At 64.1% G+C, this 14229-nt stretch carries 11 protein-coding genes; 3 read left to right on the top strand and 8 right to left on the bottom strand.

Annotated elements, in window-relative coordinates:
• Window positions 1–36 precede the first annotated feature (36 nt).
• The 4 genes from yidC to rpmH form a co-directional block, all read right to left on the bottom strand.
• Window positions 37–1722 carry a membrane protein insertase YidC gene (gene yidC / locus M0765_RS08585; RefSeq protein ID WP_258503119.1) on the bottom strand — a complete coding sequence of 562 codons (1686 nt, stop codon included), beginning with the start codon at window positions 1720–1722 and terminating at the stop codon, window positions 37–39.
• Window positions 1719–2006 (bottom strand): membrane protein insertion efficiency factor YidD, encoded by a 288-nt coding sequence (gene yidD, locus M0765_RS08590; RefSeq protein WP_157616523.1) that lies wholly within the window; start codon window positions 2004–2006, stop codon window positions 1719–1721. Before yidD ends, yidC begins: the two co-directional genes overlap by 4 nt.
• Entirely contained in the window at window positions 2003–2398 is a 396-nt protein-coding gene (locus M0765_RS08595) for a ribonuclease P protein component (RefSeq protein WP_258503122.1), read from the bottom strand. Before M0765_RS08595 ends, yidD begins: the two co-directional genes overlap by 4 nt.
• An 86-nt stretch (window positions 2399–2484) precedes the next feature.
• Complete coding sequence (rpmH, locus tag M0765_RS08600) at window positions 2485–2619, bottom strand: 50S ribosomal protein L34 (protein WP_007834827.1); 135 nt, start codon at window positions 2617–2619, stop codon at window positions 2485–2487.
• 319 nt (window positions 2620–2938) lie between these two features.
• Here rpmH and dnaA point away from each other — a divergent pair, with 319 nt between their 5' ends.
• From dnaA to gyrB, 3 genes are all read left to right on the top strand, one after another.
• Window positions 2939–4318: a chromosomal replication initiator protein DnaA gene (gene dnaA / locus M0765_RS08605; RefSeq protein WP_126749323.1), complete on the top strand. Its 1380-nt coding sequence runs from the start codon at window positions 2939–2941 to the stop codon at window positions 4316–4318.
• Window positions 4319–4407: 89 nt separating this feature from the next.
• A complete protein-coding gene (dnaN, locus tag M0765_RS08610; protein ID WP_157611122.1) occupies window positions 4408–5514 on the top strand; it encodes a DNA polymerase III subunit beta in 1107 nt (368 codons plus the stop codon).
• Window positions 5515–5648: 134 nt separating this feature from the next.
• On the top strand, window positions 5649–8273 hold the full coding sequence (gene gyrB / locus M0765_RS08615) for a DNA topoisomerase (ATP-hydrolyzing) subunit B (protein WP_258503127.1): 2625 nt from the start codon (window positions 5649–5651) through the stop codon (window positions 8271–8273).
• 134 nt (window positions 8274–8407) lie between these two features.
• Here gyrB and M0765_RS08620 read toward each other — a convergent pair whose 3' ends face one another.
• The 4 genes from M0765_RS08620 to M0765_RS08635 form a co-directional block, all read right to left on the bottom strand.
• On the bottom strand, window positions 8408–8989 hold the full coding sequence (locus M0765_RS08620; RefSeq protein ID WP_258503128.1) for an OmpA family protein: 582 nt from the start codon (window positions 8987–8989) through the stop codon (window positions 8408–8410).
• 59 nt (window positions 8990–9048) lie between these two features.
• Window positions 9049–11778, bottom strand: coding sequence for an autotransporter family protein (locus M0765_RS08625; RefSeq protein WP_258503129.1), 2730 nt, complete (start codon window positions 11776–11778; stop codon window positions 9049–9051).
• 26 nt (window positions 11779–11804) lie between these two features.
• Window positions 11805–12590 carry an ESPR domain-containing protein gene (locus tag M0765_RS08630; RefSeq protein ID WP_258503130.1) on the bottom strand — a complete coding sequence of 262 codons (786 nt, stop codon included), beginning with the start codon at window positions 12588–12590 and terminating at the stop codon, window positions 11805–11807.
• Between the two features lie 396 nt (window positions 12591–12986).
• Window positions 12987–13964 carry an alpha/beta fold hydrolase gene (locus tag M0765_RS08635; RefSeq protein WP_258503132.1) on the bottom strand — a complete coding sequence of 326 codons (978 nt, stop codon included), beginning with the start codon at window positions 13962–13964 and terminating at the stop codon, window positions 12987–12989.
• Window positions 13965–14229: the final 265 nt, after the last annotated feature.

The raw sequence follows: 14229 nt of genomic DNA on the forward strand, positions 1-14229 counted from the left end.
GCGGCCCTTTGCGGGAGTGGCGGAAGCCGCTGCGGCTTACTTGCCGAGCACGCCCAGCCGCTTGTTGATGAACCACTGCTGCGCGATCGACAGCACGTTGTTGGTGATCCAGTACAGCACCAGGCCGGCCGGGAAGAAGATGAACATCACGCTGAACGCGAGCGGCATGATCCACATCAGCTTGGCCTGCATCGGGTCCGGCGGCGTCGGGTTGAGCCAGGTCTGGAACAACGAGGTCAGCGTCATCACGATCGGCAGGATGTACCAGGGATCGGGTGCCGAGAGGTCGGTGATCCAGCCGATCCACGGCGCATGGCGCATTTCGACCGACGACAGCAGCACCCAGTAGAGCGCGATGAACACCGGGATCTGGATCAGGATCGGGAAGCAGCCGCCCATCGGGTTGACCTTCTCGGTCTTGTAGATGCGCATCATCTCCTGCTGCATTTCCTGCGGCTTGTCCTTCAGCCGCTCGCGCATTTCCATGATCTTGGGGTTGATGGCCTTCATCTTGGCCATGCTGGCGTAGGCCTTGGCGTTGAGCCAGTAGAAGGCCGCCTTCAGCAGCACCACCAGCGCCACGATGGCCCAGCCCCAGTTGCCCAGGATGCCGTGCAGCTGGTTCAGCAGCCAGTACAGCGGCTTGGAAATGATCGCGAAGATGCCGTAGTCCTTGACCAGGTCGAGGCCCGGTGCAATGGCTTCGAGCTTCTTTTCTTCTTCGGGGCCGGCGAACAGCGCGCTGTTGACCACCAGGGTCTGGCCCGGGGCGATCTTCGGCAGCGTGGCCACCATGGCGACGGTGAAGAGATTGTCGCCCAGGTCCTTCACGCGGAATTCGCGCCGGAGCTGTTCGCTGGCCGGGTCGCCCTTGAGGAGCCACGCCGACACGAAGTAATGCTGCACCATTGCAATCCAGCCGTCGTTGGCGGGCGGCGGCGGCTCGACCTTGCCCTTGGCAATGTCCTTGAAGTCGAGCTTGTGGAACTTCTTTTCGTTGGTGTAGGCCGCCGGACCGGTGAAGGTGTTGGTGCCGAACATCGTGCCCGCTGCCACCGTGCCGTGGCGCAGCAGCTGCATGTAGAGCTGCGCGTCGCGCGGCTGGTCGCTCACATTGACCACTTCATGGCGCACGCCGACGGTGTATTCGCCGCGCTTGAAGACATAGGTCTTGACGTACTTGAGGCCGCCCGAGGGGGCGCTTTCGAAGCTCACTTCGAGCGTGTTCTGGCCCTCGGCCATTTCGCGCGGACCGGCCTTCGGCGTCATGGGCGTCAGGTGGTTGGGAAAGGCTTCCCCGGTCTGGCTCAGCAGGCCGGTTTGCGCCACGTAGCGCGTGGCGGGCGAGTCGTTCTCGAACAGCACCACGTGCTTGGTGCGATCGGCTTCGTCGAACTTGAGCAGTTCGAGATAGTTGACCGTGGCGCCTTCGCTGTCGATCACCGCCTTGAAGAGGTCGGTGGTCACGTTGACGCGCTCACGCGGCGCGGCGGGCGCAGCCTGCGTGGGCACGGCGGCGGCGCTGCCACCGGCCGTGGATGCGCTCGGTACGCCGTTGCTGGCCGCCGGCGTGCTGCCCGCCGGGGCAGAGGCCACGGCAGCTGGCTTGGTCGACGGCAGGAAAGTCGGCTTGTTGCCGTTGAAGACCTGCCATTGGTCCCACAGCAGCACCAGCGAGAAACCAAAAATCACCCACAGGATCGTGCGGCGTATATCGTTCATGACGAAGACTTCTTGTCGGAGGAAAGGAGAGACGAAAACAGCGAGCCTGACTTGTCAGTGCGACACTGTGATGCCGGTGGAACCGGATCGTGCCCGCCCTGGCACCAGGGCTGGCAGCGCACGATGCGGTGCAGGGTGAGGTAGCTGCCCTTGAGAGCGCCGTGGACTTCCAGCGCCTCGATCGAATAGACGGAGCAGGTCGGCTCGAAGCGGCATGACTGCCCGAGCCACGGGCTCAGCAACAGGCGGTAGCCCTTCACAAGGCCGATCAGCAGGCGCTTCATGACGAGGATGCAGGGCCGCGCGCGGCCCGCGCCAGCAGTTGCTGGAGCTCGGCGCGCACCGCAGCCTTGAGCTTGTCGGAGCTGGCGCTCACGAATTCCTTGCGGTCGAACGCCGCGCGCAGCCGCACCACGTGCGCCGCACGAGGCAGGCCGACGTCGGGCGCGGCGCTCACGGTATAGATCTGTCGCTTGATGGCGTTGCGCGTGACGGCGCGGCGCGCCCAGCGCTTGGGCACCATGGCGCCCAGCCAGACATCGTCGGACGCGAACAAGGGCTGCGCGCTCGACGTTGAATCGAGTGCGCAGCGATGCAATGCGAAATGAGCAGTGCGCGCCACGGTGGCACCTGCGAGGACGGCCTGGAATTGCGCGCGGGTCTTGAGCCGCTGCATGGAAGCCGGGCCAGACACGCCAGAAACGCTGGCTGGGAAAGCTGGCGCTGGCGGGTCGGCGGCTGGCAACGGCAGAGGAACTGCCGTCAGACGGCCAGGCGCTTGCGGCCCTTGGCGCGGCGTGCGTTGATGACGGCACGGCCGCCACGGGTCTTCATGCGGACCAGAAAGCCGTGGGTACGGGCGCGGCGGACTTTGGAAGCTTGGTAAGTGCGTTTCATGATGAGATTTCCTGCTGATTCCCCCGATATCCACCGAGCCCGACGAAGCCTGGAAAGGCTGTATCGGGCAGGCGGGCGCTGGGAGCGTTTTTCGGATGACCCCCGAAAGACGCAATGAGGTTTTCAGGGAAACCCGCAATTATCGCAAACATTCGGCCCAACACCAAACATCGAGTAACTTTGCGGGCCTTTGCATGGTGCCCGGGGGGATGTGGATAAGGTTTTGACAAGTTAGAATGCGGGCCGCCTTGCAGCAGAGAATATCCACAATACATATACCAAAAAATGGACGAGGGACGCACCACTTTTTCAAGCACCCATGTCGACTGACGGCATCGGTGAAAGCCTCTGGCAGGCCTGTGTCGACCAGCTCGCGCAGGAGCTGTCCGAGCAGCAATTCAATACCTGGATCAAACCCCTGACGGCGCAGGTCACCGACGACCTTTCGCGCATGACGGTGTTCGTTGCCAACCGCTTCAAGCTCGACTGGATCCGCGCCCAGTACGCCGGCAAGATTGCCGCCATGGCCGAGAAGATGTACGGCCAGCCGGTGGCAGTTGAGTTAGCGCTTGCTCCGCGTGAAGCACCCGTGCGCTCTGCGCCCATTGCCGTCATGGCAGAAACCGACGTGCCGCGCGACATGGCCGGCCCGGGCGAGGAGCCGGCCGCGGCCGGCTTCAAGAACCGGCTGAATTCGGGCCTGACTTTCGACACCCTGGTGGAGGGCACGGCCAACCGCATGGCGCGCGCCGCGGCCATGCACGTGGCCGGCATGCCGGGCCATCTGTACAACCCGCTGTTCATCTATGGCGGCGTCGGCCTGGGCAAGACCCACCTGATGCATGCTGTGGGTAACCGGCTGCTCGCCGACCGGCCCGATTCCAAAGTTCTCTACATCCATGCCGAGCAGTTCGTATCGGATGTGGTCAAGGCCTATCAGCGCAAGACCTTCGACGAGTTCAAGGAGCGCTACCACTCGCTCGATCTGCTCCTGATCGACGATGTGCAGTTCTTCGCCAACAAGGACCGCACGCAGGAAGAATTCTTCAATGCGTTCGAAGCCCTGCTGGCCAAGAAGTCGCACATCGTGATGACCAGCGACACCTATCCGAAGGGCCTCGCCGACATCCACGAGCGGCTGGTTTCGCGCTTCGATTCGGGCCTCACGGTCGCCATCGAGCCGCCCGAACTCGAAATGCGCGTGGCCATCCTGATCAACAAGGCGCGCGCCGAATCGGCTGAAATGCCGGAAGAAGTGGCCTTCTTTGTCGCCAAGAACGTGCGCTCCAACGTGCGCGAGCTCGAAGGCGCGCTGCGCAAGATCCTGGCTTACTCGCGCTTCAACCAGAAGGAAATCTCGATTGCCCTGGCGCGCGAGGCGCTGCGCGACTTGCTGTCGATCCAGAATCGGCAGATCTCGGTCGAAAATATCCAGAAGACGGTGGCCGACTACTACAAGATCAAGGTCGCCGACATGTACAGCAAGAAACGCCCGGCCAGCATTGCGCGGCCGCGGCAGATCGCGATGTACCTGGCCAAGGAACTCACCCAGAAGAGCCTGCCGGAAATCGGCGAGCTCTTCGGCGGGCGCGATCACACAACGGTGCTGCATGCGGTGCGCAAGATCTCGGGCGAGCGCCAGCAGCTCACTGAACTGAACCAGCAACTCCACGTGCTCGAACAAACGCTCAAGGGCTGACCCCGGATGTCATCAAGAAAGCCACCCGCAACAGCGGAGAATGGCGTCTTACAAGCGGATTCAAAGAGATAAGAGAAGAGGAAGAAGACATGATCGTTTTGAAGGCAACCCAAGACAAAGTCCTCGCCGCGCTGCAATCGGTGGCGGGCATCGTGGAGCGGCGCCATACCCTGCCTATCCTGGCCAACGTGCTGATCCGCAAGACCGGCGGCCAGCTGCAGCTCACAACCAGCGACCTCGAAATCCAGATCCGCACCACGGCCGAGCTCGGCGGCGATGAAGGCAACTTCACCACCACCATCGGCGCGCGCAAGCTCATCGACATCCTGCGCACCATGCCGGCCGACCAGACCGTGAGCCTCGAGTCGAGCGCGAGCAAGCTGGTGCTCAAGGGCGGCAAGAGCCGCTTCACGCTGCAGTCGCTGCCGGCCGAAGACTTTCCGCTGGTGCAGGAAGCCGCCAATTTCGGTCCTGTGTTCAGCGTGCCGCAAAAGACGCTGAAGGACCTGCTCTCGCAGGTCTCGTTCGCCATGGCCGTGCACGACATCCGCTACTACCTCAACGGCATCCTGTTCGTGGCCGAAGGCAAGCAGCTGAGCCTGGTGGCCACCGACGGCCATCGCCTGGCGTTTTCGTCGGCCACGCTCGACGTCGAGGTGCCGCGCCAGGAAGTCATTCTTCCGCGCAAGACCGTGCTCGAAATGCAGCGCCTGCTGTCGGACGCCGAAGGCGCCATCGAGATGCAGTTTGCGAACAACCAGGCCAAGTTCAGCTTCGGCGGCATGGAGTTCGTCACCAAGCTGGTCGAGGGCAAGTTCCCCGACTACAACCGCGTGATTCCCAAGAACCACAAGAACAGCGTCACGCTCGGCCGCGCGCCCCTGTTGGCCAGCCTGCAGCGCACCGCCATCCTGACGAGCGAAAAGTTCAAGGGCGTGCGCCTGAACATCGAGCCCGGCACCCTGCGCATTGCATCGAACAACGCCGAGCAGGAAGAAGCGCAGGACGAGCTCGACATCGACTACGGCGGCGACGCCATCGAGATCGGCTTCAACGTGACCTACCTGATCGACGCCCTCGCGAACATGGGCCAGGACATGGTCAAGCTGGACCTGGCCGACTCCAACAGCTCCGCCCTTTTGACCATCCCCGAGAACGCATCCTTCAAATATGTCGTGATGCCGATGCGAATCTAGAAGACAGAAAACACAGCGCCTTGCGCAGACAGCCCGCGGCCCTCCGCGGGTTTGCGCTTTCAAGAGGCAGGAAAAGCAGGCCGCCAAGGCCCGAAAAATCCCGTGAATGCCGTGAGAGATAGAGGAATATCCGAATGAGTGCAGAAGAAAACAAGCCCGAAGTGCCCCACACCGAACCGGTCTACACGCCCGAGATCGAGAGTGCGGTGCCGATCGAGATCACGCCCGCCGACACCAGCTACGGCGAAGGCTCGATCACGATCCTCGAAGGGCTCGAGGCGGTGCGCAAGCGTCCCGGCATGTACATCGGCGACACCTCCGACGGCACGGGCCTGCACCACCTGGTGTTCGAGGTGGTCGACAACTCCATCGACGAAGCGCTGGCGGGCCACTGCGACGATATCGTCGTGACCATCCACAGCGACAACTCCATTTCCGTGACCGACAACGGCCGCGGCATTCCGACCGGCGTGAAGATGGACGACAAGCACGAGCCCAAGCGCTCGGCCGCTGAAATTGCGCTCACCGAGCTGCACGCCGGCGGCAAGTTCAACCAGAACAGCTACAAGGTGTCGGGCGGCCTGCACGGCGTGGGTGTGAGCTGCGTGAACGCGCTGAGCGTGATGCTGCGCCTGGTCGTGCGCCGCGAGGGCAAGATCCACGAACTCGAATTCAGCCGCGGCTTCGTGCAGAACCGTTTGCTCGAAACCGTGAACGGTTTCGAGGTCTCGCCCATGAAGATCATCGGCGACACGGACAAGCGCGGCACCGAGGTGCACTTTCTGCCCGACACGGAAATCTTCAAGGAGAACAACGATTTCCACTATGAAATTCTCTCCAAGCGCCTGCGCGAACTGAGCTTTCTGAACAACGGCGTGCGCATCCGCCTGAAGGACGAGCGCACCGGCAAGGAAGATGACTTCTCGGGCGCCGGCGGCGTGCGCGGCTTTGTCGAATTCATCAACAAGGGCAAGACCGTCCTGCATCCGAACTCGTTCTATGCAGCGGGCGAAAAGCCGGCCGACACCTACGGCGGCATTCCCGGCACGCACATCGGCGTTGAAGTGGCCATGCAGTGGAACAGCGGCTACAACGAGCAGGTGCTGTGCTTCACCAACAACATTCCCCAGCGTGACGGCGGCACCCACCTCACGGGCCTGCGCGCCGCGATGACTCGCGTCATCAACAAGTACATCGAAGAGAACGAACTGGCCAAGAAGGCCAAGGTCGAAGTCACCGGCGACGACATGCGCGAAGGCCTGTGCTGCGTGCTGAGCGTGAAGGTGCCCGAGCCCAAGTTCTCGAGCCAGACCAAGGACAAGCTGGTGTCCAGCGAAGTGCGTGCGCCGGTCGAAGACATCGTCGGGCGACTGCTGACCGACTACCTGCAGGAACGCCCGAACGACGCGAAGATCATCTGCGGCAAGATCATCGAGGCCGCCCGCGCCCGCGAGGCCGCCCGCAAGGCCCGCGAAATGACCCGCCGCAAGGGCGTACTCGACGGCATGGGCCTGCCCGGCAAGCTGGCCGACTGCCAGGAAAAGGACCCGGCGCTGTGCGAGGTCTACCTGGTGGAGGGCGACTCCGCCGGTGGCTCCGCCAAGCAGGGCCGCGACCGTAAGTTCCAGGCCATCCTGCCGCTGCGCGGCAAGATCCTGAACGTGGAAAAAGCGCGCTACGAGAAGCTGCTCACCAGCAACGAAATTCTCACCATGATCACGGCGCTGGGCACCGGCATCGGCCGCGCCGGCGCCACCACCGCGGGCGGCGGGGCGGACGACTTCAACGTCGCCAAGCTGCGCTACCACCGCATCATCATCATGACCGACGCCGACGTCGACGGCGCCCACATCCGCACGCTGCTGCTCACGTTCTTCTACCGGCAGATGCCGGAGCTGGTCGAGCGCGGCCATATCTACATTGCGCAACCGCCGCTCTACAAGGTGAAGGTCGGCAAGGAAGAGCAGTACCTGAAGGACGGCCCCGCGCTGGATGCCTTCCTGCTGAAGGTGGCGCTGAAGGATGCGAGCATCGAGACCGGCGGGCCCAACTCGACCACCCTGAGCGGCGACACGCTGGCCGAGCTCGCGCGCAAGCACCAGCTGGCTGAAGCCGTGATCGCGCGCCTGCGCAACTTCATGGATGCCGAAGCGCTGCGCGCGATTGCCGACGGCGTGGCGCTCGACCTGGACACCACGCCCGCGGCCGAAGCCTCGGCCGTGGCACTGCAGGCCAAGCTGCGCGAGCTCAACACCACCGGCGTGCCCGCCGAAGTGAGCAGCGAGTTCGACGCCCGCACCGACAAGCCGCTGCTGCGCATCAGCCGCCGCCACCACGGCAACATCAAGAGCAGCGTGCTCACGCAAGACTTTGTGCACGGCGCCGACTACGCCGCGCTTGCCGAAGCCGCCAACACCTTCCGCAACCTGCTGAGCAGCGAGGGCGCCATCGTCCGCCGCGGCGAAGGCGAGCGCGCCAAGGAAGAAAAGGTGGCCGACTTCCGCATCGCGATGAAGTGGCTCATCGGGCAGGCCGAAAACGCCACCTCGCGCCAGCGCTACAAGGGCTTGGGCGAAATGAACCCCGCACAGCTGTGGGAAACCACCATGGACCCGACCGTGCGCCGCCTGCTGCGCGTGCAGATCGACGACGCCATCGAGGCCGACCGCGTGTTCACGATGCTGATGGGCGACGAGGTGGAGCCGCGCCGCGAGTTCATCGAGCAGAACGCGCTGAGGGCCGCGAACATCGACGTATAAGAAGCGGGGCAGCAACTTGGCTGCCGCGAACCGATTCGACAAAGAAAAAGCGCCCAGCATTGCTGGGCGCTTTTTTTACGCCAGGCTCAGCGTGCAGCCTGGAGTTCTTCGTGGTCTCTACTGACGACTGAGGACTACTTCCCCTGCGCCATCCCCAGGATGTCCACCACCACGCGCCGATCCGGCTGCAGGCAAGCCACCAAGCGCGGCGAGCGCTGCAGCCCCTGGCAGTCGCGCGTCACCGGCTCGCGCTCGCCCATCGAGCGCACCTCCATCGGCGCGCGCACGCCCGCGGCCTTCAGGTAGTCGCGCACCGTGTTCGCACGCTGCAGCGCCAGCCGGTCGTTGTAGGCCTCGTCCCCCAGCCGGTCCGTGTGCCCCGTGATCGTCAGGCTCTGCACCTGCATCTCCGGGCTCTGCAAGGCACGCGCCAGTGCGTCCAGCTCGGCGCGGCCCTGCGGCAGCATGTCCGCCGCGGCCGAGCGGTCGAACCGGAACAGCGTGTCCGCGCTCAGGTTCACCCGCCGCGTCGTCGGCGGGACCGGGGCCGGGGCGGGCGCGGGCGCCGGCGTCACCACCGGCGTGAGCGCGCAGTTCTGCCCCTGGCACCAGTTGTAGCGCTCGTCGTGCAGGCTGCCGCAGCCCGTGAGGATCGTGAGCGCGGCCAGGGCCGTGGCGCCCAGCGCCAGACGTTTCGGTGTGTTCTTCGTTTGCATGGTGTGTGGATTCCTTCCTGTGGTCAGTGGTGCATGGTCCGGTCGTGTGGCGGCGGCGCTCACCACGCCACCTTCACGCCCAATTGCCCCGAGACCCCTTCGCGGCCCTTGCCGCTGAGCGAGCGCTGGTACTGCACCCCGCCGTACAGGTAGGCCGCCTTGCTCAGCGGCAGCTGCGCGCCCACGCCCAGCTCGGCCCAGGTCTGCTTGGCCCATTGCTCGTTCACCGTGGTGTTGCCGATGGTCACGCCCTTGGGGTCCTTGAACTCGTGCAGCACGTTGGCCGTCACATAGAAGGTGTTGGTGCGCGTGAGCTTCTCGCCGCGCTCGGCCTTGTCGTTCCAGGCCAGGCGCGCGCCCAGGCGACCGCGCAGGCTCTGGCTGGTGAAGCCGTCCACCGTGGAGATGTTGTCCGCAAAGCCGCGGTAGCGCGTGAGCTGGTAGCTCAGCTGCGCCTGCGGCTCGATCAGCCACTGGCTGTCGCCGATCTGCCAGGGGCGGCCCACTTCCACGCTCAGCCCGCCGCCGGTGCCCTTTTGCGTGCCCTCGCCGCCGTACTTGTCGGTGTACTTGTTCTGCACCGCATGCAGCTGGCCGACCAGGTCCAGGTAGCTGCCGTTGTCGGCGTAGCGCGTGTGGTACGCGCCCAGGGTGAGCATCTGGCCCTTCATCTTGCCGGTGTCGTAGCCCATGCCCGCGTCGCCGCGGCGGCGGTCGTTGAAGTTGGTGCTGGTGCGCCCGTAGCCCACGCTCAGGCCGGTGTGGCTGCGCGACTTGTCGCCGGCGTCGCCGCTGTAGCGGATGGCCAGGTCCTTGCCAAACTGGAAGAACTGCATCTCCTGCTCGAAGCCGAACTGGCGCTTGCCGTCCAGGTCCAGGCGCTGCGCATGCAGGCGCATCCACGCCTGGTCGGCGGGCGCCTTGTCGTCGCAGCCGCAGTGGTCCCACTTGAAGGTCTGCTGCTCGCCCACGCGCTGGTGCAGCGTGCCCAGCAAGCCCAGGCCCAGTTCCTGGGTGGCGACCTGGCCCATCACATAGCCGGGCACGGCGGGGCGCAGCACCTCGGGGGCGGGGACCGGGATGGGAGCGGGGGCAGGCGCGGGGGCGCCGGGCACCGGCACCGGAATGGGTACCGGCGTTTGGTAGACGCTGCTCAGGTAGAAGCTGTTGGCGTCGCCGTCGGTGCGCCCGCCGCGGTGCAGGCCGTACTCGTAGGCGCCGGCCTGCACGGGGGCGGCCAGGGTGAAGTTGCCTTCCGAAGAGGTGCCGGAGACTTGGACCACCTGGATGCCGTTGACGGTGGCGGCGCCGGCGCCGCCGGTGTTGGCCACCAGCACGCGGGTGGTGCCGCTGGTGTTGCCGTTGACCACCAGCTTGTCGGTGGCGCTGGCGTCGCTGCCCAGAGCGGTGTTGATCCGCACCAGGCCGTTGGCACCGGCGTAGTTGCCGTTGACGGTGAGCGCGTTGCCGGGCGTGCCGGCGGGGTTGCGCAGGTCCAGCAGTCCCGCGTTGTGCAGGTCGCCGGTGAGGGTGAAGGCCGGCTGGCCCATGAACACGCTGCTGGTGGGCTGGATGAACAGGCCCATCGGGGCGCCGCCGGCGTCGGTGCCGCTGCCCACGGCCAGCGGTGCGCCGGCCAGGGTCAGGCGGGTGTTGTCCAGGGTGATGGTTTCCCAGTTGCGCAGGGTGTCGCCGCCGGCGGTGGCGGTCACGCCTTGCAGGGTGAGCTTGTCGACCCAGCCGTCGGCGGCCGAGACGTCGTCGCCGCCGTCCAGGATGGTGCTGCCGTTGTAGCCGGCGGCGGACACCAGGGCGGTGTCCGAGCCGTTCTGGCCGTAGAAGCCGCCCGCCAGGGTGCCGCCGGTCCAGGTGAAGGTGTCGTTGCCGTCGGCCGCGCTGGCGGTGCGGTCGTCGCCGTAGATGTTGCCGCTGAAGCTGCCGCCGGTGAGCGCCAGGCTGTCGTTGCCCAGGCCCAGGATGGCGTCGCCGGTGACGGCGCCGGCGGTGGTGACGATGGCGTTGCCGCCGAGGGTGTCGGTGCCGGTACCGGCCGCGTCGCCGTCGCGGATGGCGATGCCGGAGGCGGCGCCATTGACCACTGCGGCCGCGCCGATGTTGACGGTGCCGCCTGCTGCCGCCAGCGTGTGGATGGCGGCGGCGGTGCCCGAGCCGCTGGTCACGCTGCCGCCCGTGGCGTCGACCTGGTAGGTGCCCCCAGCGGAGGCGGCGCGCAGGCCGTCGGCATTGAGGCCTGTGGCCGTCACAGTGCCCGCGGCCATAGCGACCTGAGCCAGCCCGGTGCCGTCGGTCTGGCTGTACAGGCCGTGCGCGCCGGCGCCTGCGGTGCTGACTCTGCCGTTCAAGAGCGCGGTGGTGGCGGTGGCCGTATTGGTTGCGTTTGTGATCGCGGAATAGATCCCGTAGGTACCGGCTTGCAACGTGGTGATCGTCGAAGCTGCGGCGTCCATGCTTGCCGTTGCCGCGCCCGTGCCCCTGTTACGGGCCAGGATGCCGTAGCCGCCGGCGCCCTGCATCACGATGCTGCCACCCGTCATCGACGCGTTCGCGAAACCCGGGCCGGTACCCGAGTTGCTCGCGGCCAGCCCGCCCCCACCCGCTCCGTTGCCGATCAATGCCCCTCCCGTCTGGCTGGCAATCGCGTTGCCGGTTCCGGTGACGACAGCGACAACGCTCGCGCTGGCGGCGTTTGTTGTCGCGGTGCCGCCAGACATGGTGGCGTAAGCATTGCCGGAGCCCAGTGTCTGGGCCACAACGACCGAGTTGTTCAAGGCCTGTGTGGTGCCAGCACCACCCGTCATGGTGGCCACGGCATCGCCATTGCCCCACGCCAAGGCGTAAGCCGCGTGCGACCCGCCCCCGCAGTGCCGGTATTGATCGAACCACCGTTCACCGTGACCGTCGCTGTGCCGATACCGTGCGTTTCTGCAAGCAGACCGACCCCTGAGCCTTGCGTGCCAGTGGTGGAGATGGAACCGCTGTTGAGGATCGAGGTTGCATTGCCGCTACCCACGACGCTGGTGGCGACGCCCATGGCGTTCTCGCCTTTGCTGGTGATGTTCGCACCATTGATGACGATGGTCGCATCACCGCCAGCGCCGCTTGAGAGTGAGTTGGCCAGCACAGCCCAGGCTGCACCGGACACAGGATTGCCCGCCGGGGTGGTCAGATTGATCGTGACGGGCCCGTTGACTTCGACCAGTCGATTGCCTGTGCCGCTACCGCCCGAATAGACAGCATTGGCGGTTATCGGCGCAGTGATCGGCGCAATGGTGAAGGGTGCCGCGGTGCCGTCCAGGATGACAGTGATGCCGTCGGTGCCATATGCAATGCCCGTGGTGTTCGGGTTCGCGTCCCCCACCGGCGTTCCGTCACCGTTGCAGATGACGGTTCCACCAACGGCGACAGCTCCGCACTCGTTGGCCGCCCAGGCGGACGATGCGCCGCCGAAGGCCGCAGTGGCCAAGACAACCGCGCCGAGCGTAGCGCTCGAAGACTTCTTGCCGCGCGCACTGCAAACCTCGCTGGCCGCTACCCAGGCGCCGAGCGCCTCATTCCAGATGCTTCTAAATGACCGGTTCATCCTCTGACCCTCGCTCCAAAAAAGTCCAAGCGATGCGGTCAATCGGAAACCATTTCCGCCAACCCACTGCTCTGACACGCCGACTTTTGCGGCAGGCGTGGAGACTATTGGCAGGGGAGGGATAGCCCAAAGGCACTAATTCACAAACCCGGGATTTTGATTACATTCTGGCAAACAAGATTTCTCATAAGGGAATTTTTCACGATTTCGTGGCCAGGCAGTACAAAAGTTCGCTCGGCAATGTGCCACTCCCTTAAAAAAAAGATGGCTGGAAGTGCCATTTTAATTTTCGACCATCCGTACAACTTTGTTAACAATTTCAGCGAGCCTTTGAATTGTTAACAAAGAAGTTTAAAGCCACGACTACCTTTCGCGGGTTCAGAATTGTTCTGCCGCTCAGCCCGGCAGGCTAGCAATAAAACTTCTCATATAGCGAATGAACTCCGCGGGCTCTTCCTGAAACGGCCAATGCCCGCTGTTGGCGAAGTACTTCAGGGTCGCTCCCGGGATATTCTTTGCCAGCTTCTCATCGTCGCCAAAACGCCAGATATCGCCAGCGCCGTAGTGGACGGCGGTAGGTACATTGATCGACGGCAGGCGCGAAACAAGGTTGTAGCTGGCCAGGAGCTGATTGCCACGATTGAATGCCCCGGCGGAGTAGATCGTCCTTTGGTCGACATCTGCAATAACCCCGGCGGGCGGGTTCGCATTTTTGTAATACAAAGGCGCTACCTCTGTCCATTTTTTACGAAGGTCCTCATCACTGCTGGCCGGAGCCAGCAGCAATTGACCTAGCGCTGCCTGCTGAGCAGGCGTTCCGCCCAATGGATTGCGCTGGAAAGAAGCGGTATCCGGCGCGGTGCATGACAGCACCAGGCCTGCCAGGCGGTGGGGAAAACGGAGCGCAAAGTCGAGTGCGATAAATCCGCCGTAGGAATGACCAACAAGAACGAATTTTTCGATGCCAACCGCTCGGGTCAATGCATCGCAATCGGAACTCAGGCGCTCGAAACTCAGCTCGTCATAGCTGGTGGGCCGATCCGATTTGCCCTGCCCCAGTTGGTCATAGCAGATGAGCCGGGCATTGTCGGCAAGTGGATCGATGAAAGGGCGAAAGTACTCATGACTCAACCCCAGACCGCCGTGCAGAAAGACAACCGGAATTCCCTTTCCCACGCTCTCGTGGTAAAGGTTTTTTCCGTTGACGGAAACGAGCCCCGAGGTCTCGGCGCCAGAGGCGAATGACGGTGCGGCGGGCCAGGCGCCATTGCCACTTCCACCCCCACCTCCACTACCGCCTCCGCCACAACCTGCGGCGCTCAAAATTGAAAAAATGGATCCCGCTGCATTGAACGTACGTCGGCTGATTCTCACCAGAAAAGTCTCCCACCGAGCGCAGCCGACAAACGGGATTGTGGCCGGCTCTGAACTGTCTCAGAAAGCTACAAAAGCGGCGCGAAGGGCGTATTGAATTTGACGCTCGAGCGAGTCTAGATTCGCTTGGGCACTGCCGGCGCGGGCTTGCTCTTCAGGTGGTTTTTTTGAATCGATTTCGAGAGATCGTTCACGATGCCGATCAGATTGAAATACCGAAATTCGCCGTGATTTTTAGTTCAGGCACATGTTTAACATTGAACTA

Source organism: Variovorax sp. S12S4 (assembly GCF_023195515.1).
Lineage (GTDB): Bacteria > Pseudomonadota > Gammaproteobacteria > Burkholderiales > Burkholderiaceae_C > Variovorax.

Excerpts from the sequence above, each read along its gene's own strand:
- yidC (WP_258503119.1), bottom strand. The coding sequence starts at position 1,722 with ATGAACGATATACGCCGCACGATCCTGTGGGTGATTTTTGGTTTCTCG.
- yidD (WP_157616523.1), bottom strand. The coding sequence starts at position 2,006 with ATGAAGCGCCTGCTGATCGGCCTTGTGAAGGGCTACCGCCTGTTGCTG.
- M0765_RS08595 (WP_258503122.1), bottom strand. The coding sequence starts at position 2,398 with ATGCAGCGGCTCAAGACCCGCGCGCAATTCCAGGCCGTCCTCGCAGGT.
- rpmH (WP_007834827.1), bottom strand. The coding sequence starts at position 2,619 with ATGAAACGCACTTACCAAGCTTCCAAAGTCCGCCGCGCCCGTACCCAC.
- dnaA (WP_126749323.1), top strand. The coding sequence starts at position 2,939 with ATGTCGACTGACGGCATCGGTGAAAGCCTCTGGCAGGCCTGTGTCGAC.
- dnaN (WP_157611122.1), top strand. The coding sequence starts at position 4,408 with ATGATCGTTTTGAAGGCAACCCAAGACAAAGTCCTCGCCGCGCTGCAA.
- gyrB (WP_258503127.1), top strand. The coding sequence starts at position 5,649 with ATGAGTGCAGAAGAAAACAAGCCCGAAGTGCCCCACACCGAACCGGTC.
- M0765_RS08620 (WP_258503128.1), bottom strand. The coding sequence starts at position 8,989 with ATGCAAACGAAGAACACACCGAAACGTCTGGCGCTGGGCGCCACGGCC.
- M0765_RS08630 (WP_258503130.1), bottom strand. The coding sequence starts at position 12,590 with ATGAACCGGTCATTTAGAAGCATCTGGAATGAGGCGCTCGGCGCCTGG.